This is a genomic window from Lederbergia citri, from assembly GCF_018343625.1.
Lineage (GTDB): Bacteria > Bacillota > Bacilli > Bacillales > Bacillaceae_C > Lederbergia > Lederbergia citri.
The window spans coordinates 1,385,907-1,407,215 of the sequence record NZ_JAGYPG010000001.1 but is presented as its reverse complement, the minus strand read 5'-3'; the positions used below and the strand labels follow the sequence as shown (position 1 = coordinate 1,407,215).

Annotated in this window: 18 protein-coding genes and 1 other annotated feature; of the genes, 15 read left to right on the top strand and 3 right to left on the bottom strand. The window is 36.9% G+C overall.

What is annotated here, in order from left to right; translation table 11 throughout:
* Positions 1 to 38 precede the first annotated feature (38 nt).
* Positions 39 to 2,315: an endopeptidase La gene (gene lon, locus KHA97_RS07165; protein ID WP_407658006.1), complete on the top strand. Its 2,277-nt coding sequence runs from the start codon at positions 39 to 41 to the stop codon at positions 2,313 to 2,315.
* Complete coding sequence (gene yihA / locus KHA97_RS07160; protein ID WP_213124004.1) at positions 2,312 to 2,899, top strand: ribosome biogenesis GTP-binding protein YihA/YsxC; 588 nt, start codon at positions 2,312 to 2,314, stop codon at positions 2,897 to 2,899. Before lon ends, yihA begins: the two co-directional genes overlap by 4 nt.
* A 58-nt stretch (positions 2,900 to 2,957) precedes the next feature.
* Here yihA and KHA97_RS07155 read toward each other — a convergent pair whose 3' ends face one another.
* Positions 2,958 to 3,446, bottom strand: coding sequence for a LiaI-LiaF-like domain-containing protein (locus KHA97_RS07155; protein ID WP_213124003.1), 489 nt, complete (start codon positions 3,444 to 3,446; stop codon positions 2,958 to 2,960).
* A 310-nt stretch (positions 3,447 to 3,756) separates the two neighbouring features.
* Here KHA97_RS07155 and hemA point away from each other — a divergent pair, with 310 nt between their 5' ends.
* From hemA to ysxE, 8 genes are all read left to right on the top strand, one after another.
* The gene (gene hemA / locus KHA97_RS07150) at positions 3,757 to 5,106 is read left to right on the top strand and encodes a glutamyl-tRNA reductase (RefSeq protein ID WP_213124002.1); all 1,350 of its coding nucleotides are present in this window, start codon (positions 3,757 to 3,759) and stop codon (positions 5,104 to 5,106) included.
* A 13-nt stretch (positions 5,107 to 5,119) separates the two neighbouring features.
* Positions 5,120 to 5,947: a cytochrome c biogenesis protein gene (locus KHA97_RS07145; protein ID WP_213124342.1), complete on the top strand. Its 828-nt coding sequence runs from the start codon at positions 5,120 to 5,122 to the stop codon at positions 5,945 to 5,947.
* A 25-nt stretch (positions 5,948 to 5,972) separates the two neighbouring features.
* Positions 5,973 to 6,905, top strand: coding sequence for a hydroxymethylbilane synthase (gene hemC / locus KHA97_RS07140; RefSeq protein WP_213124001.1), 933 nt, complete (start codon positions 5,973 to 5,975; stop codon positions 6,903 to 6,905).
* Positions 6,902 to 7,729 (top strand): uroporphyrinogen-III synthase, encoded by an 828-nt coding sequence (locus KHA97_RS07135; protein ID WP_213124000.1) that lies wholly within the window; start codon positions 6,902 to 6,904, stop codon positions 7,727 to 7,729. The genes hemC and KHA97_RS07135 overlap by 4 nt, the downstream gene beginning before the upstream one ends.
* Positions 7,710 to 8,696, top strand: a complete 987-nt coding sequence (gene hemB / locus KHA97_RS07130) for a porphobilinogen synthase (RefSeq protein WP_213123999.1) — start codon at positions 7,710 to 7,712, stop codon at positions 8,694 to 8,696. The genes KHA97_RS07135 and hemB overlap by 20 nt, the downstream gene beginning before the upstream one ends.
* 219 nt (positions 8,697 to 8,915) lie before the next feature.
* Positions 8,916 to 10,205, top strand: coding sequence for a glutamate-1-semialdehyde 2,1-aminomutase (gene hemL / locus KHA97_RS07125; protein ID WP_213123998.1), 1,290 nt, complete (start codon positions 8,916 to 8,918; stop codon positions 10,203 to 10,205).
* Between the two features lie 428 nt (positions 10,206 to 10,633).
* Entirely contained in the window at positions 10,634 to 11,752 is a 1,119-nt protein-coding gene (spoVID, locus tag KHA97_RS07120; protein ID WP_213123997.1) for a stage VI sporulation protein D, read from the top strand.
* 59 nt (positions 11,753 to 11,811) lie between these two features.
* Positions 11,812 to 12,843, top strand: coding sequence for a spore coat protein YsxE (ysxE, locus tag KHA97_RS07115; RefSeq protein WP_213123996.1), 1,032 nt, complete (start codon positions 11,812 to 11,814; stop codon positions 12,841 to 12,843).
* A 17-nt stretch (positions 12,844 to 12,860) separates the two neighbouring features.
* Here the strand turns inward: ysxE and KHA97_RS07110 are convergent, their stop codons facing one another.
* On the bottom strand, positions 12,861 to 13,052 hold the full coding sequence (locus KHA97_RS07110; RefSeq protein WP_213123995.1) for a hypothetical protein: 192 nt from the start codon (positions 13,050 to 13,052) through the stop codon (positions 12,861 to 12,863).
* Positions 13,053 to 13,207: 155 nt separating this feature from the next.
* Positions 13,208 to 13,437: a binding site (T-box leader), on the top strand.
* 47 nt (positions 13,438 to 13,484) lie between these two features.
* On the opposite strand from KHA97_RS07110, the gene KHA97_RS07105 reads away from it, so the two are divergent.
* On the top strand, positions 13,485 to 16,124 hold the full coding sequence (locus KHA97_RS07105) for a valine--tRNA ligase (protein WP_213123994.1): 2,640 nt from the start codon (positions 13,485 to 13,487) through the stop codon (positions 16,122 to 16,124).
* Positions 16,125 to 16,184: 60 nt separating this feature from the next.
* Positions 16,185 to 17,489 carry a bifunctional folylpolyglutamate synthase/dihydrofolate synthase gene (locus KHA97_RS07100; RefSeq protein ID WP_213123993.1) on the top strand — a complete coding sequence of 435 codons (1,305 nt, stop codon included), beginning with the start codon at positions 16,185 to 16,187 and terminating at the stop codon, positions 17,487 to 17,489.
* Between the two features lie 240 nt (positions 17,490 to 17,729).
* On the opposite strand, the gene KHA97_RS07095 is transcribed toward KHA97_RS07100, so the two are convergent.
* Positions 17,730 to 19,067, bottom strand: coding sequence for a prepilin-type N-terminal cleavage/methylation domain-containing protein (locus tag KHA97_RS07095; protein WP_213123992.1), 1,338 nt, complete (start codon positions 19,065 to 19,067; stop codon positions 17,730 to 17,732).
* Positions 19,068 to 19,126: 59 nt separating this feature from the next.
* Here KHA97_RS07095 and KHA97_RS07090 point away from each other — a divergent pair, with 59 nt between their 5' ends.
* The 3 genes from KHA97_RS07090 (at position 19,127) to KHA97_RS24405 (ending at position 21,299) form a co-directional block, all read left to right on the top strand.
* On the top strand, positions 19,127 to 19,549 hold the full coding sequence (locus KHA97_RS07090) for a type IV pilus modification PilV family protein (RefSeq protein ID WP_213123991.1): 423 nt from the start codon (positions 19,127 to 19,129) through the stop codon (positions 19,547 to 19,549).
* Positions 19,539 to 20,018: a hypothetical protein gene (locus tag KHA97_RS07085; RefSeq protein ID WP_213123990.1), complete on the top strand. Its 480-nt coding sequence runs from the start codon at positions 19,539 to 19,541 to the stop codon at positions 20,016 to 20,018. Before KHA97_RS07090 ends, KHA97_RS07085 begins: the two co-directional genes overlap by 11 nt.
* 504 nt (positions 20,019 to 20,522) lie before the next feature.
* Positions 20,523 to 21,299, top strand: coding sequence for a VanW family protein (locus KHA97_RS24405; protein WP_213123989.1), 777 nt, complete (start codon positions 20,523 to 20,525; stop codon positions 21,297 to 21,299).
* The last annotated feature ends 10 nt before the right edge of the window (positions 21,300 to 21,309 follow it).

Genomic DNA, 21,309 nt, shown 5'->3' with positions numbered 1-21,309 from the left:
AGACGGAGCAACTTGTTCCTCTTTTGCCACTACGGGGAATGCTTGTATACCCGACAATGGTGCTGCATTTAGATGTTGGCCGTGCACAGTCGGTTCAAGCATTAGAACAGGCAATGATGAATGACCATTTGATTTTTTTAGTAACACAAAAAGATGTAGCGATCGATGAACCAGAAGAAGATGATATATATAAAATGGGAACTTTGACTAAGGTTAAGCAAATGTTAAAGCTCCCGAATGGTACGATTCGTGTTTTGGTAGAGGGATTAACGCGCGCAAGATTTACATCATTAAGCAACCAAGGAACTTATCTTGCTGCATCATTAGAACTTTTTGAGGACGAGATTGAAAAAGACATTGAAATCCAAGCTTTAATGAGGACAATGCTTGAGTACTTTGAACAATATATAAAACTTTCCAAAAAAATTACGGCTGAAACGTTTGCGACGGTTGCAGATATAGAGGAACCTGGAAGAATGGCAGATATTATTGCTTCTCATCTTCCGTTAAAACTTCATGATAAACAACAAATTCTTGAGACCGTTGATGTAAAAGAACGACTCGGAAATATTATAAAAATTATCCATAATGAAAGAGAAGTTTTAAATTTAGAAAAGAAAATAGGTCAGCGCGTAAAGCAATCAATGGAAAGAACTCAAAAAGAATATTATTTGCGAGAGCAAATGAAAGCCATACAAAAAGAGCTAGGAGATAAAGAAGGAAAAACAGGCGAAGTTGCTGATTTAACCGAAAAAATTGAGGCAGCTGATATGCCTGAGCATGCTAAGAAAACTGCGTATAAAGAACTTGACCGTTATGAAAAAATTCCTTCTACCTCTGCCGAAAGCTCTGTAATCAGAACTTATATTGATTGGCTCGTTTCTTTACCTTGGAAAAAAGCAACTAAAGATGATTTAAGCATTCAAAAAGCAGAAAAAATACTTGAAAGGGATCACTTTGGTCTTGAAAAAGTAAAGGAGCGAGTGCTTGAATATTTAGCTGTTCAACAACTCACGAAATCTTTGAGAAGTCCTATTCTTTGTTTAGTCGGTCCCCCAGGAGTCGGTAAAACAAGTCTTGCCAGATCGATTGCCGAGTCGATGGGCAGAAATTTTGTCCGCATTTCCCTTGGCGGTGTTAGAGATGAGTCCGAAATACGTGGACATCGTAGAACATATGTAGGTGCCATGCCTGGAAGAATCATACAAGGAATGAAAAAGGCTGGAACAACCAATCCCGTATTCTTGTTGGATGAAATTGATAAAATGTCAAATGATTTTCGCGGCGACCCTTCTGCAGCCATGCTCGAAGTTCTTGATCCTGCACAAAACAGTACATTTAGCGATCACTATATTGAAGAAACCTATGATCTTTCTAAAGTAATGTTTTTAGCGACGGCTAATGATTTAGCGACCATTCCTGGCCCACTCCGTGACCGAATGGAAATCATTACAATAGCGGGCTATACAGAATTGGAAAAAATCCATATTGCTAAAGAGCATTTACTCCCTAGGCAAGTTCGAGATCATGGATTAACAAAAAATCAACTGCAAATGAGAGATGAAGCAATTAAACACTTAGTCCGTTACTATACTCGTGAAGCAGGCGTTCGGGAATTAGAAAGACAACTTGCTTCTATTTGCAGAAAAGCAGCTAAAATAATTGTTTCAGGAGAGCGCAAACGAGTCGTTGTAACTGATGCTTATTTGGAAGAAATACTTGGCAAGAGGAAATACACATATGGACAGGCAGAGTTAGAGGATCAAATTGGCGTTGCAACAGGACTGGCATATACTGCAGTTGGTGGTGATACTTTACAAATTGAAGTATCTATCGCACCTGGTAAAGGAAAATTAGTACTTACAGGGAAATTAGGAGATGTTATGAAGGAATCCGCTCAAGCGGCATTTAGTTATGTTCGTTCGAAAGCGGAGGAATTAAAGTTAGAAAAAGATTTCCATGAAGCATGTGATATCCATATTCACGTTCCTGAAGGCGCTGTTCCTAAAGATGGCCCATCGGCAGGTATTACAATTGCTACAGCACTTGTCTCTGCTTTAACGAAGCGTCCAATTAGAAAAGAAGTCGGAATGACTGGAGAAATTACACTGCGCGGAAGAGTATTGCCTATTGGTGGGTTGAAAGAAAAAACATTGAGTGCCCACAGAGCAGGATTAACGACGATCATTTTACCAAAGGATAACGAAAAGGATATTGATGATATTCCTGAAAGTGTACGCGGCGATCTGAAATTTGTTCCTGTTTCACATATGGACGAAGTACTTGAAACTGCGCTTGCGGGAGAGCAAAAATGAAAGTAAACCAAGTAGAACTAGTTATTAGTGCGGTAAAGCCAGAACAATATCCTAGTGAGGGCCTCCCAGAGTTCGCCCTCGCTGGAAGATCGAATGTGGGGAAGTCCTCATTTATAAATAAGATGATTAATAGAAAAAGTATGGCAAGGACATCCTCCAAGCCCGGTAAAACACAAACTCTCAATTTTTATAAAATAGAAGAATCCTTGTATTTTGTCGATGTACCAGGTTACGGATATGCTAGGGTTTCGAAAAAAGAACGGGAAGCATGGGGGCAGATGATTGAAACGTATTTTACTACAAGAGAAGACTTATTGACTGTTCTCTTGATTGTTGATTTACGCCATCCCCCAACAAAAGATGATGTTATGATGTATGACTTTTTAAAACATTATGAGCTTCCGTGTTTAGTTGTTGCCACAAAAGCGGATAAGATTCCCCGTGGAAAATGGGATAAGCATAAAAAAATTGTAAAAGAAACCCTTAATCTTGATCCTAGTGATGAGATCGTTGTGTTTAGCTCAGAAACTGGCCTTGGTAAAGACGAAGTATGGAATATTTTAATGAAAGCTAGTAAAAAATAATCAGCATAAGAAATGCAAGAGGGCATCCTAACATTAGGATGCCCTTTCTGCATGAATGTCACTTAGCCTTTTTCACAAATAAAAAATACGCACCCAAAATAATAAAGATATATGGCCAAAATTGGCTTATATTAGAAAGGGTTTGACCGTGATTGTGTGCCCAATATAATAATCTATCAAAAAACAGTAATAATGTTGCCAAAGCAAGAAATAGTAAGCCTAGGAAAAGATGAGCTCCAGTTTTAACATATGTAAGTAAAATACCTAAAGCAATTAATAGGAGAAATACCCCTGATAGGTCTGGCCAAGTATCAAATTTGTTTGCTATATGGAAATGTAGACCTAATCCAGATAAAATAACTCCTGGAAGAATCGATTCAAAATCTTTCCCAATATAACCATTAACGAGAAAACCTAGCCCAACAATAATTAATAACGTTGGCCATGTGTAGAACCCATCAAAAAGGGAAAAATGATATTGTTGAAATAGAAAATATATACCAAATCCAATTAAAGTGACTCCCGAAAGATAAGATTTTTTTTTCATATTCACACCATTCCTGTAAACTTGTAATTCTTCTACCTATTTGATACCTTAAATAAGGTATGTTTTTTAAAGTCATTTATTTATCATTTTAAATTTTTGCAGTCTAGCGAATCAGAAGTCGACGAACAGACTTCTTGGTCTTCCCAAATCCAGTGGGACTGTACGTATATATCTAATATGTCGAATATGGATTGAATACCTATAATATAACACACGTTTCAAGATCTGTTCACATCTTTTTAGAATTCTTCTAATCTGACGTGGTATAATAGATGATAGTAGCAATAAATCTGGAGGTGCAAGATTTAAAATGCACATCATGTTGGTAGGACTAAATTATAAAACGGCTCCAGTTGAGATAAGAGAAAGACTTGCTTTTTCTGAATCAGACTTGCCTTTTGCCATGGCAACATTAAGAACTAAAAAAAGCATATTGGAAAACGTGATTGTTTCCACATGTAATCGTACGGAAGTATACGCAGTAGTGGATCAATTGCATACTGGACGCTATTATATCAAACAATTTTTATCAGAATGGTTCAACCTAGATCAAGAGGAATTTGTGAGCCATTTATATATTAAAGAACATGAAATAGCCGCAGAGCATCTTTTCAAAGTTACTTGTGGATTAAATTCAATGGTTCTTGGTGAAACGCAAATACTTGGTCAAATAAGAAATAGCTTTTTAATGGCACAAGATAAAGGCGCTACAGGCACTATTTTTAATCATTTAGTGAAGCAAGCAATCACTGTGGCAAAGCGTGCTCACTCGGAAACGGATATTGGAGCAAATGCCGTTTCTGTTAGTTATGCCGCAGTTGAACTTGCAAAAAAGGTTTTTGGGGATTTAAAGGATAAGCATGTACTTGTCATTGGTGCTGGAAAAATGGGAGAGCTCGCTATTAAAAACCTTTACTCAAACGGTGCCACTAAAGTTACAGTGGTGAATAGGACATTTGAAAAGGCGCAGTCGCTTGCCGAACAATTCTCTGGAAAGGCCAAAACGCTTACCGAACTTCAATGCGCTATGGTAGAAGCAGATATCGTCATTAGCTCTACTGGTGCAAACGGTTATGTCATAGATAAAAATATGGTAGCCAATATGGAGAAAATTCGTAGAGGTCGTCCTCTTTTTCTAATGGATATCGCCGTTCCGAGGGATATTGATCCAGCCGTTTCCGACTTGGAAAGTGCATTCCTATATGATATAGATGATTTAGAAGGAATCGTTGAAGCTAATATGGCAGAGAGGAAAAAAGCGGCTGAAAAGATTTCAGCTATGATTGAATTAGAAATCGACGCTTTTAATGAGTGGGTTAATACACTTGGTGTTGTTCCGGTTATATCTGCACTTCGAGAAAAAGCGAATGCTATCCAAATGAATACGATGGAAAGCATTGAGCGGAAATTACCTAATTTAACAGACCGTGAACGGAAAATTATTAGTAAGCACACGAAAAGCATCATTAATCAACTATTAAAAGAACCTATTTTACAGGTGAAAGAATTCTCCGGACAGCCAGAGGCAGCAGAAAAAATTGCCCTTTTTAAACAAATCTTTGATTTAGAAGAGCTAAATGGTGGACAAGCAAAAGAAAGTAAAAAATCTCAACAAGAGAAACATCTAATGTCTGTCCCGCTTCCTACTTACCAATCATAAGAGGACGTGAGTGATGATTGAGCTGATGATGGTTAGATTGCCTGAAATTGTTATCGTTATATATGCATTATCCATTTTATTATATTTTTTTGATTTTCTTGAACACAATCGGAAGGCAAACCGACTTGCCTTCCTGTTTCTTTCGATTGTTTGGATCCTTCAAACAATTTTTTTATGTTTATATATGTTGAGGACGGGGAGATTTCCTGTACTTACGCTATTTGAAGGACTTTATTTTTATTCCTGGATACTCATAACACTGTCACTCATAATTCATCGGATTTTAAAGGTAGATTTCACTGTATTTTTTACGAATCTCCTTGGATTTACTATAATGGCGATTCACGCCTTTGCTCCAATACAACGGCCTGCTATGGCTGAACAGCTTATTTCGGAGTTATTATTTATTCATATTACAATGGCAATATTGTCTTATGGAGCATTTACTTTATCTTTTGTCTTTTCAGTACTTTATTTACTGCAATATAAATTACTGAAGGGAAAAAAATGGATTAAACGTCTTTGGCGCTTGAGTGATTTAGCGAAATTAGAGAAAATATCTTATGTATTAAACTTAATTGGAGTACCTACACTGCTTTTAAGCCTCATTCTTGGATTACAGTGGGCTTTTATGAAACTTTCATTCTTCCAATGGTATGATCCTAAAATTATTGGTTCCTTTTTTATATTATTGATTTATAGTTTGGTTCTGTATTTGCACAGGAAAAAAGAAGTGTTTGGAAAAACGCTTGCATTATGGAATTCAGCTGCATTTCTAATCGTATTGATTAATTTTATTTATATAAGTCGATTATCAAACTTTCATATATGGTATGAATAATTATTAAAAGGCAGGAGATCATTTCATGCGTAAAATTATCATAGGTTCAAGAAGAAGCAAGCTAGCTTTAACGCAGACAAATTGGGTCCGTGAACAATTGGAAAAGCTTGGTGCGCCATTTGAGTTTGAAATAAAAGAAATTGTAACAAAAGGAGATCGGATTCTCGACGTGACTCTTTCCAAAGTAGGAGGAAAAGGTCTTTTTGTTAAAGAAATAGAACAGGCGATGTTAGATGGGGAAATTGATATGGCGGTTCATAGCATGAAAGATATGCCTGCAGTTCTTCCAGATGGTCTTGTCATTGGATGTATTCCTCATAGAGAAGATCCTCGCGATGTTTTGATCTCAAAAAATCATGTTAAGTTGAAAGATCTTCCAGCAGGTGCGAAAGTTGGTACGAGCAGTTTGCGCAGAAGTGCACAACTATTAGCCATCCGCCCTGATTTAGAAATAAAATGGATCCGTGGAAATATTGAAACACGTATCAATAAATTAGAAACAGAAGATTACGATGCCATTATTTTAGCTGCTGCCGGACTTTCACGTATGGGATGGACAGATGATATTGTAACTGAATTTCTAGAGCGGGATACATGCTTACCTGCAATCGGACAAGGTGCGCTTGGGATAGAATGTCGTTCTGATGATTTAGAGTTACTTGAACAGCTGTCAAAGCTTACATCTGATCTAACTGCACGTGCAGTAGAAGCAGAACGGGTCTTTTTGCATGAAATGGAAGGAAGCTGCCAAGTGCCGATTGCAGGCTTCGGCAGAATCCTTGATGATAATCAAATCGAGTTAACCGCCCTTGTCGCATCTCCTGATGGAAAGGTTGTTTACAAGGAGACAGTTTCAGGGTGGGAACCGCGTTTAGTGGGTGAAGAAGCTGCCAAACTTTTAATTGATCAAGGAGCAAAGAAATTGATTGATCAAGTAAGGGATGAATTGGAAAAATGAAGAGCAGGGAGCTTCCATTAAAAGGCAAGCATGTGCTCATTACTCGTGGTGGAGAACAAGGAGAAAAGTTTTGTATGGATGTTGCTTCATCTGGAGGGGTGCCTCATATGGTTCCTCTCATCGACTTCCGAGCACATCATGATCAAAATGCACCTTATTTTATAAACAATATACATCATTACGAATGGATTATATTCACGAGTAAAAATGGCGTTCATTATTTTTTTCAACACATAAAGGGTTTAGTTGATGAACAACTTCACAATGGTAATGTTCAATTTGCGGTCGTCGGGGAAAAAACAAGGGAAGCATTATATCGTTACAGACTTCCTTCTCGTTTTATGCCGAATGTATATACTGCGGAAGATTTTGCTCGTGAATTTTTTAACGAAGGATTAACCGGAAAAAAAGTATTAATTCCTAAAGGAAATCTTGCAAGTACGATTATTGCTGAGAGTTTTCGAGTAAGAGGATTAACTGCGGATGAGTGGATTGTATATGAAACGTATTATCCTTCGAAAGAAACGGATAAGCTAGTCCATATGTTGGAAGAAGATTTGCTTGATATTGCAGCTTTTACAAGTCCCTCTACTTTCAATCATTTTATGAAAATTGTAAATCAGCATCATCTTACTAGGCATGCAAAGAGGCTTTTGTATGCTGCAATTGGCACTGTGACAAAAAAAGCGATTGAACAATCAGGTTATATTACTCATATTTGTCCTAAAAAATTTACAATTGATGATATGTTCAACGAGATATGCTTGTATGTCAAAAAGCAAGTAGATGAAGGGAAGATTAACCATGGAAAAAGTTCAATTTAAACGCCACCGTAGATTACGCCATTCCGCAAATATGAGGTCAATGGTTCGAGAAACTCATTTACACGTGGAAGATTTTATTTACCCACTTTTTATTGTAGAAGGGGAAAATGAAAGAAATGAAGTTTCTTCAATGCCGGGAGTTTTTCAAATTTCTTTGGATCTATTAAAAGAAGAACTCGATGAAATTGTAAGTCTCGGTATTAAATCCATTATTTTATTTGGTGTTCCTAAAGAAAAAGACGACTGTGGTTCTGGTGCTTATCATGACCATGGAATCGTACAAGAGGCAACGAGGGAAGTAAAAAAACACTATCCTGAACTACTTGTAGTAGCGGACACTTGCCTTTGTGAATATACCGATCATGGACATTGTGGAGTAGTAGAAAACGGCTATGTATTAAATGATGAAAGTTTAGAGTTGCTCGTTAAAACAGCAATTAGCCAAGCGAAAGCAGGTGCTGATATTATCGCACCTTCTAATATGATGGATGGATTTGTTGCAGCCATTAGGCAAGGTTTGGATGAAGCAGGTTTTGTTCATATTCCAATTATGTCCTATGCTGTTAAATATTCCTCTGCTTTCTACGGTCCATTTAGAGATGCTGCTAATAGTACTCCACAATTTGGCGACCGTAAAACATATCAAATGGATCCTGCCAACAGAATGGAAGCCTTAAGAGAAGCTCAGTCTGATATGGAGGAAGGTGCAGATTTTATCATCGTGAAGCCGGCACTTGCCTATATGGATATCATTAGGGATGTGAAAAATAACTTCAATGCTCCAATCGTTGCCTATAACGTAAGTGGTGAATATTCATTGATTAAAGCAGCTGCTGCCAATGGATGGATAGACGAAGAGGCGGTTGCGATGGAAATGCTCACAGGATTAAAACGTGCAGGAGCAGATATCATTATTACCTACTTTGCGAAAGATGCAGCTAAATGGTTGCAAATAACTAAAGCGTAAGCGCCTGTTCATCGAAGTACAAACTTCAGGTCCTTTGACTGAGATAAAGGAAACACGGCGAGGAACGAGCCGATGTTAACTTATCGTAGGGAGAAGGACAAGAAGTTTGCTAGTCGATAGGCGCTGCAGCTAGAAGGGAACTACTTCCTATAAATTTATACACAAGTACCTAAAAGATAAATTCCTTATAAAGGACTAATTAAGGTGGAGGTTAGAGCGATGCGTTCCTATGAGAAATCAAAGCAAGCTTTTAAAGAAGCAAAAACTCTTATGCCAGGTGGGGTGAATAGTCCTGTTCGAGCTTTTAAATCGGTTAATATGGACCCGATTTTTATGGAGAGAGGAAAAGGCTCTCGAATTTACGATATTGATGGCAATGACTATATTGATTATGTCTTATCTTGGGGACCATTAATTCTCGGTCATGCAAATGATCAAGTAGTGGAAGCGATAAAAAAAGTAGCGGAAAGTGGTACGAGCTTTGGTGCTCCAACTCTTATAGAAAATAAACTTGCCAAGTTAGTCACTGAACGCGTACCATCTATTGAAATTATCCGTATGGTTTCCTCTGGTACGGAAGCAACGATGAGTGCCTTGCGTCTTGCAAGAGGCTACACAGGTCGTAATAAAATATTGAAATTTGAAGGATGCTATCACGGTCACGGTGACTCACTTTTAATTAAGGCCGGTTCTGGAGTTGCTACACTAGGTTTACCTGATAGCCCGGGAGTACCTGAAAGTGTCGCAAAAAATACGATTACGGTACCTTACAATGATTTGGAAAGCGTCCGTTATGCCTTTAAAGAATTTGGAGAAGACATCGCTTGTATTATTGTAGAGCCTGTAGCGGGCAATATGGGAGTTGTTCCGCCTCTACCTGGATTTTTAGAAGGTCTCCGTGAAGTGACAAATGAGTATGGTGCATTATTAATTTTTGACGAAGTCATGACAGGTTTCCGAGTAGGATTTAATTGCGCTCAAGGGTATTTTGGTATCACACCTGACTTAACATGTTTAGGGAAAGTAATTGGTGGTGGACTTCCTGTTGGAGCATACGGTGGAAAAGCAGAAATTATGGAAAAAATAGCACCTAGTGGACCAATCTATCAAGCAGGCACTTTATCAGGAAATCCTCTTGCCATGACGGCTGGATATGAGACTCTCAGCCAATTAAATCCTGAAACATATGAAAACTTCAATCGAAAAGCTGATAAATTAGAAGCGGGATTGAAAGAAGCAGCTGAGATGTATGGAATTCCACATACGATTAATCGTGCTGGCTCCATGATTGGAATTTTCTTCACGAACGAAAAAGTAATAAATTATGAGACTGCAAAAACGTCTGACTTAACTTTATTTGCAAGGTATTATAAGGAAATGGCGGATAACGGAGTGTTTTTACCACCTTCCCAGTTTGAAGGATTATTCCTTTCAACGGCTCATACTGATGATGATATTGATAAAACGATTACAGCAATAAAAACAACATTTAATAAGATTAGCAATTAATGATAATAGGAGTGATGGCTTCACCGCCATCATTCCTATTTTTTTTGCTATGTTAAATTACATTTTTGATTTTGCCAAAACGATGATTGGAGCGGAAGGTGCTGAGAATCTGCAGGAATAAGGGGCAGGGGAGACCCATAGGCGCATGGCGCCGAGGAGGATCCTCGTACCTTGTCTAGCTACAGGCGCTAGGGGCTCGAGGTCAAATGTTCTCCAACCCAAGAATAAAGAACAACTTCCAGGGTTGGAGAACATTTGCTTGTCGCCCCTGTTCAAGCGCCTTTCGCTTTTCCATCCCGCGGAAAGCGAAGCGCCTGGAGCGGAAATCAATATACAAGTTTAACTCAGCAATCATAAAAGTTCACTTTCCCTCATAGGCTGTAAGTGACCGAAATTATTTGCATTGGAAAAGAAAGGAGGAATCAATCTTGCCTGAACGCCAACAAACATCGCTCAAATTCCCATTGGAAGAAACAGTTTGGTTTCAAAAAGGACAGGAAGTAGATGAACTTATTTCAATTTCATTAGATCCTAATATATCAATAATTGATGAAGATGATTATGTAGTTCTAAAAGGAACTCTTCAACTTACTGGGGAATTTAATCACAGCTTTGAAAGCGGTGTGTTCGATGATAAACCTGTATCCGGAAGAACCTATATCCAAGCTGTAGATATCCGTAATGAAGGAGAAAGTAGCTTTTCTCACCAATTTCCAGTCGATATTACTATTCCAAAACGAAGAGTAGTTAATGTCGATGAGATGGAAGTGGAAATTGATACGTTTGATTATGAATTAGAAGAAAGCTGCAGATTAAAACTTTTTGCAGATATTTATGTACATGGAATATATGAAGAAAAAATGGAAATGCATGATTCATTTCGGGAGGATACAGTAGAAATCCCGATAAATGAAAATACTGATATTGAAGATGAAGAACAAATGGAGTTACAAGAGGAAAGTCCTATAGAGGTAGAGTTATTAGCTCGTTCCTCAAAAGAAGATGAAGAACAAGAAGACGAAGATGAGTTATACGAGCCATTTACAGTAGAGGCAAGAATTCTCCCTCAAGAAGGTTTTGAAAGCGGTGAAAAAGTTCATTTTCAACCTACTATTCCGAAAATACCGGAACTCTCATTAGAGACATTGGCACAGCGCACACTTGATTTTTTTCCAATTGAAAATAAAGAGGAATCTACTCAACAATACTATGAAGAATCTCCAACAGAATATTATGAATCTTCTTATGAATCTTCGAGTGTCGAATCTAGTTCCAAGGAAAAGACAGTAGTAAAGAAAAAGAAGGATAAATATAAATCGATGTCTTTCGCTGATTTCTTTGCTCGAAAAGAAGAAGAGTCCCATACAAAAATGAGAGTACGGCTAGTTCAGCAAGGAGATTCGATTCAACAGCTTGCTGATAAGTACGATGTAAGTGTTCAGCAAATTTTGCGAGCGAATAAGTTAGAAGCAAGTCATGAAGTTTATGAAGGGCAAGTACTATATATCCCAGCGAAATCCCATCCATCTTTTAAGAATAATCGGTAATTTTATTTAAGGAGGACTCCTGCACGGCAGTTTGTCCTCTTTTTTAAGCAGGTGATCGTATGACAAGCCTTACAAATGAGGACATTAGCAGGTTGATTTACAATTATGGTTTATCTTTGAATTATGCTGAAAAGCATGGTCGTGTCTATAAAATTTATACGGATAAAGGGGAATTTGCCTTTAAACAAATGGAGGCGAACAAAGGTCTTGATTTCCTTCGCTACGTTCAGCATCTATATCAGCGTGGTTATAACAGGATTGTTCCAATTTATCCTGCTTTTGATGGAAGATATGCCATTTTAGAAGGGAATTCTTTGTTTTATTTGATGCCTTGGTTAGAAAACAAAGAAAGAGAAGGGAGATTTCAAAAGAATAAAGAATTATTTCGAGAACTTGCTCGCATCCACACCCTATCTGTTCGTGAAGAAAGTGTTACGAAAGAAATGAGAGAAGAACATTACGAGCAAACAACAGCACGATGGGAAAATGAACAGGAGGTCTTGGAGGCCTTTGTGGAACGAAGTGAAAGAACGGTGTATATGTCTCCCTTTCAGCTTCTTTTTTGCACCATTTACCGTGAAATTAACGGGGCGGAACGCTTCGCTTTAAATAAATTAAAGGAATGGCAAGAAGCTACGAGTGAAGAAACAAAAACTAGAAGTGTGATTATACATGGGAAATTATCTAATGAGCATTTTCTTTATGACGAAAATGGGACTGGATATTTTACAAATTTTGAAGAGGCCCAAATGGCATCTCCGATTCACGATCTATTGCCCTTTTTAGATCGGACATTGAGTACTCATCCAAAGAAGTTCGATGAAGGTTTAGAGTGGCTTGACACATACTTTCGTCACTTTCCTTTTAAAAAAGAAGAAATGTTATTATTTTTAAGCTATTTAGCACATCCTGGTGCCATTTTTAGAGTTGCCGAAAGGTATTTTTCAACGGGAAAAGAAAAAAATGAGATGAAATTTGTTAACCAATTGCAGCATCAGTATTGGCGAATGAAAAATACGGAATACGTTGTAGTTAAGTTAGAGGAAAAAGAAAGAATGAAAAATGAACCGCAAACTCCCCCCTCCAATTAACTTCTGGAAGGGGCTTATTATATCCACTCATAATGGTATGCTAGTGAAATAGCAATAAAAATAGCTAATAATAATACATCTATTGTGGTTGGAAAAATAAAAGTACGGATCGCCTGAAAAATAGTAAAAGGAATAATTAACTGCTTACAAACCGCCTTAAAGTTCCTGAACCAATTTTGAAAAGTGTACTGATTAAGTTTTCTTTTCACTTATTTTACCTCCTCACTAAAAGCCCCTGTTATAAAATATGAGTAATTGGGTTATTCTGTGAATAGTAAGAAAAAACCCAATTTCAAAAATTAAAAGGGAAAATATTGATTTATGAACGAAAATTCGCTACTATAATGAATAATAGTGAGAACGAATAAATGCATTGACAGGGAAGAGTACATGAGAGGATTGTTTTTAGAGAGGGAATCATTGGTGAAAGATTCCTAACAGTTCCTATGGAAGGTCGCCCTTGAGCAGCTTCTGTGAAATTATAGTAATGGAAGCCGGTTAAAAGCCGTTATGTATTTCAAGTGCCAGATCACATGAGTTCTTGTGATTTGTGAAAAAAGGTGGTACCGCGAACCCGCTCCCTTCGTCCTTTTAACGAAGGGGGCTTTTTGTTTTTTAATAAAGGTTAGGAGGAATTTCATATGGAAGACATCAAAATGCCTACTAAATATGAACCGCAAAACATTGAAAAAGGCAGATATGAATGGTGGCTTAAGGGTAAGTTTTTTGAAGCGAAAAGTGACTTGGAGAAAGAGCCATATACGATTGTGATTCCGCCGCCAAATGTTACTGGAAAACTGCATCTTGGTCATGCTTGGGATACAACACTTCAAGACATTTTAACGCGGATGAAAAGAATGCAAGGGTATGATGTATTATGGCTTCCTGGTATGGACCACGCGGGAATCGCTACTCAAGCAAAGGTAGAAGAAAAATTACGAGAAGAAGGCAAGACGCGCTACGATTTAGGACGCGCGAAATTTCTTGAAGAAACATGGAAATGGAAAGAAGAGTATGCTGATTTTATTCGCCAGCAATGGGCTAAGCTAGGACTTGGACTTGATTATTCAAGGGAACGTTTTACACTTGACGAAGGTCTTTCGAATGCAGTACGTGAGGTGTTCGTTTCCCTATACAACGAAGGCCTAATTTATCGTGGCGAGTACATTATTAACTGGGATCCAGCGACGAAAACGGCACTGTCTGATATCGAAGTTATTTATAAAGATGTTCAAGGTGCTTTCTATCATATGAATTATCCACTTGCGGACGGAAGTGGCAGTATTGAGGTTGCAACGACACGCCCTGAAACAATGCTTGGTGATACTGGAGTAGCAGTACATCCAGATGACGCGCGATATAAACATTTGATTGGAAAAACGGTTATCCTTCCAATCGTTGGTCGCGAAATTCCAATTGTTGCAGATGAATATGTTGATATGGAATTTGGTTCCGGTGCAGTAAAAATTACTCCGGCTCATGATCCGAATGACTTTGAAATTGGAAATCGTCATAATCTAGAACGCGTTCTTGTTATGAATGAAAACGGCACGATGAATGAAAAGGCAGGAAAATATAATGGACTTGACCGTTTCGAATGCCGGAAGCAAATCGTAAAGGATCTTCAAGATGCTGGTGTTCTTTTCAAAATTGAAGAGCATTTACATTCTGTTGGTCACTCTGAGCGTAGTGGAGCGGTTGTAGAGCCATATCTATCTACTCAATGGTTTGTTAAAATGCAGCCTCTAGCTGATAAAGCAATCGAGTTACAGAAGAGTGAAGAAAAGGTACATTTTGTTCCTGATCGTTTTGAAAAAATCTATATGCATTGGATTGAAAATATTCGTGATTGGTGTATTTCCCGCCAACTTTGGTGGGGACATCGAATTCCGGCTTGGTATCATAAAGAAACCGGGGAAATTTTTGTAGGTCACGAAGCACCTGCAGACGAGGAAAACTGGGAACAGGATAAAGATGTTCTCGATACATGGTTCAGCTCAGCTTTATGGCCGTTTTCAACAATGGGTTGGCCGAATGAAGCAGAAAATGATTTTAAACGTTATTATCCGAACAATTGTCTCGTAACAGGTTACGATATTATTACGTTCTGGGTATCAAGGATGATTTTCCAAGGTCTTAAATTTACGGGTAAACGTCCGTTTCGCGATGTATTGATCCATGGACTTGTACGGGATGCTGAAGGACGTAAAATGAGTAAGTCACTTGGAAATGGCGTAGATCCCATGGAAGTTATTGATAAATACGGAGCAGACTCGCTAAGATACTTTTTATCGACCGGAAGCTCTCCGGGTCAAGATTTACGATTCAGCATGGAAAAGATCGAAGCAGTTTGGAACTTTGCCAATAAAATTTGGAATGCTTCACGATTTGCATTAATGAATATGGACGGACTCACATACGAGGAAATTGATTTATCAGGAGAAAAATCCGTTGCAGATAAATGGATTCTAACTCGTCTGAATGACACGATTGATACGGTAACAAAACTAGCTGAAAAATATGAGTTTGGGGAAGTTGGCCGAGCGCTTTATAACTTCATCTGGGACGATCTTTGTGACTGGTATATTGAAATGGCGAAACTGCCATTATATGGTGAAGATGAAAAGGCAAAACTGACTACGCGTTCTGTACTTGCATATGTTTTGGATAATACGATGCGCTTGCTCCATCCATTTATGCCGTTTATTACGGAAGAAATTTGGCAGAACCTTCCTCACGAAGGGGAATCGATTACGATTGCCAATTGGCCGCAAGTTGATCCTAGCCTTTCTGATCAAACGGCTGCAGGTGAAATGAAATTATTGATGGATATCATCCACTCTGTACGTACGATCAGGGCGGAAGTAAATACGCCAATGAGTAAAAAAATAAAAATGTTGCTTAAAGCAAGGGATGAAAAGGTTCTTGAAGCTTTAGACAAGAACAAACATTTCATCGAAAGATTTTGTAATCCTGAGGAACTCGAGATTGCCATTAACATTACACCGCCAGAAAAATCGATGTCTGCCGTTGTAACGGGTGCTGAACTCTTTTTGCCACTTGCAGGACTTATCAATATTGAAGAGGAAATTGCCCGCTTGGAAAAAGAGTGGGATAAGTGGAATAAAGAAGTGGAACGAGTTCAAAAGAAACTTTCCAACGAAAAATTCATCAGCAAAGCACCGCAGGCAATTGTTGACGAAGAACGTGCGAAGGAAAAGGATTACTTGGAGAAAAGAGTAACAGTTGAAGAACGACTTAAAGAATTAAAATCAGAGTAAGTTGAGAAGCGAATCCGTACTCGGATTCGCTTCGATAATGAAGACAAGAGGTGCCAGTGAATGTTGCAATCATACGAAGAAGCACTCGAATGGATACATTCTCGATTAAGATTAGGAATAAAACCAGGTTTAAAAAGAATGGAATGGATGCTTGAAAGGTTAGGAAATCCAGAGAAGGAGCTTAAAGCCATTCATGTTGGAGGAACAAATGGGAAAGGCTCGACAGTGGCATACCTTCGCTCAATCTTGAATGAAGCCGGGTTTAATGTCGGTACTTTTACATCTCCATATATTGAACAATTTAATGAAAGAATTAGTGTGAATGGCCAGCCTATTCAAGATCATGAAATTACAGATTTGACGAATAAGATCAAGCCTCTTGCAGAGGAATTAGAGTTAACTGAACTTGGATCACCAACTGAGTTCGAGGTCATTACTGCGATGGCTATTTATTATTTTGCAAAAGTGAATCCAATGGATATTACGGTTATCGAAGTTGGCCTTGGGGGAAGATTTGATTCAACGAATGTCATTAAACCGATTGCTTCTATCATCACAAATATCGGAATGGATCATACACAAATTCTCGGAAACACAATTAGCAAAATCGCTTTTGAAAAAGCGGGTATCATTAAAGAGAACACTCCAATTATTACTTGTGTGAAAAATGAGGAAGCTTTGGCTGTTTTGAAAGATGCCGCTCTTGAGAAAAATGCAATGATTTTACAAATTGAAAAGGACTTTTTTGTTTCTGATTACCATTCACTTGAAGAATGTGAACAGTTTACATATGAATCAAAATTAGGTGTACTGCTGAATCTGGAAGTTTCACTCCTTGGTAAGCATCAAACCGAAAATGCAGCTGGAGCTATAGCTGTATTGGAACACTTAAATAAGTCTGAACTTATACATGTAGACGAAAACAATATTAGGGTTGGTTTACAAAAAGCTTATTGGCCTGGAAGAATGGAAATAATGCAAGAACAACCTGTAGTATTAATAGACGGTGCTCATAATCCGGAAGGTGTGCAAGCTTTTGCAAATGCGTTAAAACAGCGATTCAGCGATAAAAAAGTTAAAATCATTTTTTCAGCACTGAAAGACAAAGATTTAACGGAAATGTTTGCGATCTTTAAAGCGATGGATGTAGAAATTTACCTAACCGAGTTCGAATTTCCAAGGGCGGCATCGGCTCAGGAATTAAAGGAATTATCCAATAATCCTATGGCAAAGGCAGATTCAAATTGGCGAGAACTAATGAAAACATTGATTTCTTCTTTAGAAGACGATGAGGTACTCGCGATAACAGGCTCCTTGTACTTTATTTCTACGATTAAACCGTTTTTAAAGGAAATTCTAACATAGTGTGAAGGAAGTTCATCAATTAATCAGAAATTCTCACCAATGTCGGCATGACTTTCACCAATTAATGAGAAAATCTCATCAATTATAGTATCTATTTTCACCAATTGTCGATGAAAATTCACTAAATAGGAAATGAATTTCAATAATAAACCAGTTTTGTAATGAAAATTAATAAGCAGATGGGGTGAAATGAAATTTATTTCATTTCCCCTCATCTGCTTTATTTCCGTTAAGGCTATTTTATTTAAAAGGAGCCTTGTCCGGATTTTTAATAAATTCATCTACGTTAGTAAAGGTTACTTTTGTTTCACCATTTGTAAAAAATCCATTCTTTGCGATGACTACTCCATTAAAAGATTTTCCTTTAAAGGTTACCTTTCCGTTTGGTGCAAATAAAATTCCAGTAAGATCACTACCACCAAATTTTTCTAGAGTAATATCACCTTTACTAATGATGATAACATTTTGTTTATTGCTATGCCAATCCTTAACTGTAAAGGAGCTTGGCGAAAAAATTTTGCTGTTATCTGAAAAGTTTACACTTGATGTTACTTCATATCCGTTAGTACTATACCAGGAATCTTCACGAAAAGACGGGGGTAGGATAGGAATATCTACTGGTATCTCTATTTTGCCGGGTGGGTTGGAGTTAAATAACCTACCAACAATATTGCCATTATCAATTTTTTTTATAGTTCCAGTAACATAGATTTCGTCCGCAGTTATTTTATCTGAGGAATTTTTAAATGTTACATTCCCGCCTATTATGACTTTCTTCCCTTTTATTACTGCACCATTATCAAAGGTGACATTCCCACTAATATAAATAGTATCACCAAGGATTGCTGCAGTCCCCCTATTTAATTGTACATTTCCTATAATCCTTACTGTTTCTGTTTTTTCTAGTTCCCCGAGCCTTGTACTATCACTAAAAATAACTTCGTTTCCATTTTTATTAATGAATATTTTTTTTACTGATAATACACTCCCGCCTCCATTGAATAATAGATTTGAATGATTAAAATTATTAATAAGAATTGTTCCTGATCCATTAAATGAATTAGACCCATTGGTATCTAAATCATTCCCATATACAAACACATTATTATTCTTCAGATAATCAAAAAAGGTTTCTTCCTTAACCGGTTGATCGGGGATGTTAATACTAAAATCCTTTCTTTCCCTCCCCTCAATAATTGTATCTACATCAAATTTATTATGCTGCTTTTTATCCTTTAACGTAAATTTTACATGTGTATCATTAGAATTCGTGGGAGTCCAACAATATCCACTCTTTAATTCAACCTCATTTATTTGAATTTCCATTGAAATATTATCATTTGTAAGAAGTTGCTCATGACAAACTTTTTCTGAATTTTTTTGGTGTTTTCTTAAACTAGAGATGATAATATTTGCTTCCTGTCTCAAATCGACATAAGCATGCGTTTTATCATTGAACTTTTTAGAAGAGAAAAGTACACTAAAAGTTAAGCCGATAACTAGTGTCGAAATGGCTAGGGCTGCTAATAATTCAAGAAGCGTAATTCCTTGCTGGTGTGTTATATATTTTTTTATCAACTTGTTTCACCACGCTTTTTAAAAGTTTCCTATATTTTGTGGAAGGATAAGACTATGAAATGATGAAAAATGTTTTTAATGATAAAGGTTTAACATTAATTGAACTACTAGCTTCCATCGCCATCTTATCAATCGTTATCGTATCTTTTTTACATTTTTTCTCCCAAGCCATGCTTTTTTCGGGCAAGGCAGAGGACCGTATGACCTCGATAAATATAGCTGAAAAAGTATTGCAAAGTGTAAAAGATGATCCAGTTAAAAACACAGAAACCCGTGTCATTAACGGAAAAAACTATTATGAAGTTGAGCCGATTTATATTAATAATAAGTCCTATTATCCTTATGTAAATCTATCAAAAGAGACACCGGAAAGTTTACATTTAGTAGTAGTCCATGTTTTGATTTTCGCGGACAAAAACGATCATTCAGCTATTTCAGAACTCTTTAGTTATATTAAATCGGAGGAACAAAATGATAAATAGTGTATTAAAAAAACAGAGTGGCTACGCCTTAATTTTAGTCCTTTTAATCATTACCATTTTAGCTGTCATTGCTACTCCGATTATATCAAAAATTTTAAGTGGCTCCCTTCAATATAAGAAGGCTGAACAACATATACAAATTGATAATTTAAGAGAAATGGGCATAATTTATATGGAAAGTGTAGTAAATCAAGCTATAAATGATATAGAAACTGTTCAAGTAAAGCCTGATAATCTTGTGGAATATAAAGAAAGACTAACATCTAAGATTAATCCTGAAAATCAAATTTCAAAAAAGTTTAAAGAAGAAGGTTATCAATTTCAACTGAAGGTAAACTCTATTGATATTGACGACGAAGAAAACGCAATAATCATTCGTTATCAAGTTACACCTTCACTAAAAAATACCTTTGATGACATTAATACATCTTATGAGGTGATTCATTTAACGAAAGACAGCGAAAAATAGTATTCTTCTAGTGAAATAATGATTATAAAAATGATAGTGTATTAAAAATCGAAGTATCAATGAGCGAAATGTCGCTCATTTTTTTACTTTAAAGTTTCTATCTGTCAACAAACGTTACAAAGCTAGGTAAATAACAGTAATAGAAGTCTTGAATATAACAATTTCCTACAATGTCACACATTTTTCATCAATAATAAAATATTTTCACCACGAACCCCAACCATCTTTCAAATTCCTTAACGCTATTATACAATATTAGTAGATTGATACGAAAGGTTTAGGTCAAAAGACTTATATCGAAAGGGGCAGTGAACATTGAATATAGGAAAAATGAAGGTTCCATTTCTTTTAATGCTGTCTTCTTGTTTTGTATATGGATGTTCACATCTTAATGAAAGTCATCTTAATAATTCTTCTGCATTAGCAATGGAACAAGTAGAAAACAAGGATGATTAAATAGAAAGTCCGGTTGAAGATACATATATTGATTCAATTATTAGTGAAGTGAATCGAGAACAATTACTCGTCACCCCTCGAGTTCGTTTACTTTTAAATTCAATTCAAGACAATGAGATTCAAGGAAAATCAGAATTTTCTCTAATACATAAAATTGATAGCTATAATCTTTCCACTATCGACGGTGAGACGGCCAGCGAAGTAGCATCTATATTGTACGAACTGATTCTAAAGTCAAATTTGATTGTAATGGAAAGAAATACAAGCACCATACTTGATGATAACGCGATTTTAGGACTGGAAGCAAAAGTAGATCCTAATGTAAAAAAAGATTTCAGTTTTTATAATCCTAGTGAGCAATCTTATAAAATTGAATGGGAACAGTCAGGAAATGGAGTAAAAGCTAGATTGATTGGACCAAAACTAAACGAACATTATAGCCTTCGTTTTGAGGAAGAAAAAACGTATCCTCCGAAAATCATTAAACAATATAGTCCAGCAATTAAAAATAACGATTTTCAAGTAAAAGAAAAGGGGAAGGCTGGAAAATCTATTACCGTTATAAAAGAAACGAAGAATAATGACGGGGCAGTAATAAAGACAGATTTAATTGGGCAAGATTTTTACTTGCCTGTTCATCGTATAGAAATTCATGGCTTCGTTAAAGTAGTTCAAAATAATGAAATATCGCAACAACAGGATGGAACCGATTTAGAGAATGAAAATGTAGTAGATAATCATAACGATAGTTCGAATGTGCAAAGACAAGAAAATGGGAAACCTGATGAATTGATTTGGACGGATCCAGGGGATGTTGTGAAATAATCGCAGAGCG

Excerpts from the sequence above, each read along its gene's own strand:
- KHA97_RS07145 (WP_213124342.1), top strand. The coding sequence starts at position 5,120 with ATGATTGAGCTGATGATGGTTAGATTGCCTGAAATTGTTATCGTTATA.
- hemC (WP_213124001.1), top strand. The coding sequence starts at position 5,973 with ATGCGTAAAATTATCATAGGTTCAAGAAGAAGCAAGCTAGCTTTAACG.
- ysxE (WP_213123996.1), top strand. The coding sequence starts at position 11,812 with ATGACAAGCCTTACAAATGAGGACATTAGCAGGTTGATTTACAATTAT.
- yihA (WP_213124004.1), top strand. The coding sequence starts at position 2,312 with ATGAAAGTAAACCAAGTAGAACTAGTTATTAGTGCGGTAAAGCCAGAA.
- KHA97_RS07085 (WP_213123990.1), top strand. The coding sequence starts at position 19,539 with ATGATAAATAGTGTATTAAAAAAACAGAGTGGCTACGCCTTAATTTTA.
- KHA97_RS07155 (WP_213124003.1), bottom strand. The coding sequence starts at position 3,446 with ATGAAAAAAAAATCTTATCTTTCGGGAGTCACTTTAATTGGATTTGGT.
- KHA97_RS07105 (WP_213123994.1), top strand. The coding sequence starts at position 13,485 with ATGGAAGACATCAAAATGCCTACTAAATATGAACCGCAAAACATTGAA.
- hemA (WP_213124002.1), top strand. The coding sequence starts at position 3,757 with ATGCACATCATGTTGGTAGGACTAAATTATAAAACGGCTCCAGTTGAG.
- KHA97_RS07100 (WP_213123993.1), top strand. The coding sequence starts at position 16,185 with ATGTTGCAATCATACGAAGAAGCACTCGAATGGATACATTCTCGATTA.
- KHA97_RS07090 (WP_213123991.1), top strand. The coding sequence starts at position 19,127 with ATGATGAAAAATGTTTTTAATGATAAAGGTTTAACATTAATTGAACTA.
- hemL (WP_213123998.1), top strand. The coding sequence starts at position 8,916 with ATGCGTTCCTATGAGAAATCAAAGCAAGCTTTTAAAGAAGCAAAAACT.
- hemB (WP_213123999.1), top strand. The coding sequence starts at position 7,710 with ATGGAAAAAGTTCAATTTAAACGCCACCGTAGATTACGCCATTCCGCA.
- KHA97_RS07135 (WP_213124000.1), top strand. The coding sequence starts at position 6,902 with ATGAAGAGCAGGGAGCTTCCATTAAAAGGCAAGCATGTGCTCATTACT.
- lon (WP_407658006.1), top strand. The coding sequence starts at position 39 with ATGCTTGTATACCCGACAATGGTGCTGCATTTAGATGTTGGCCGTGCA.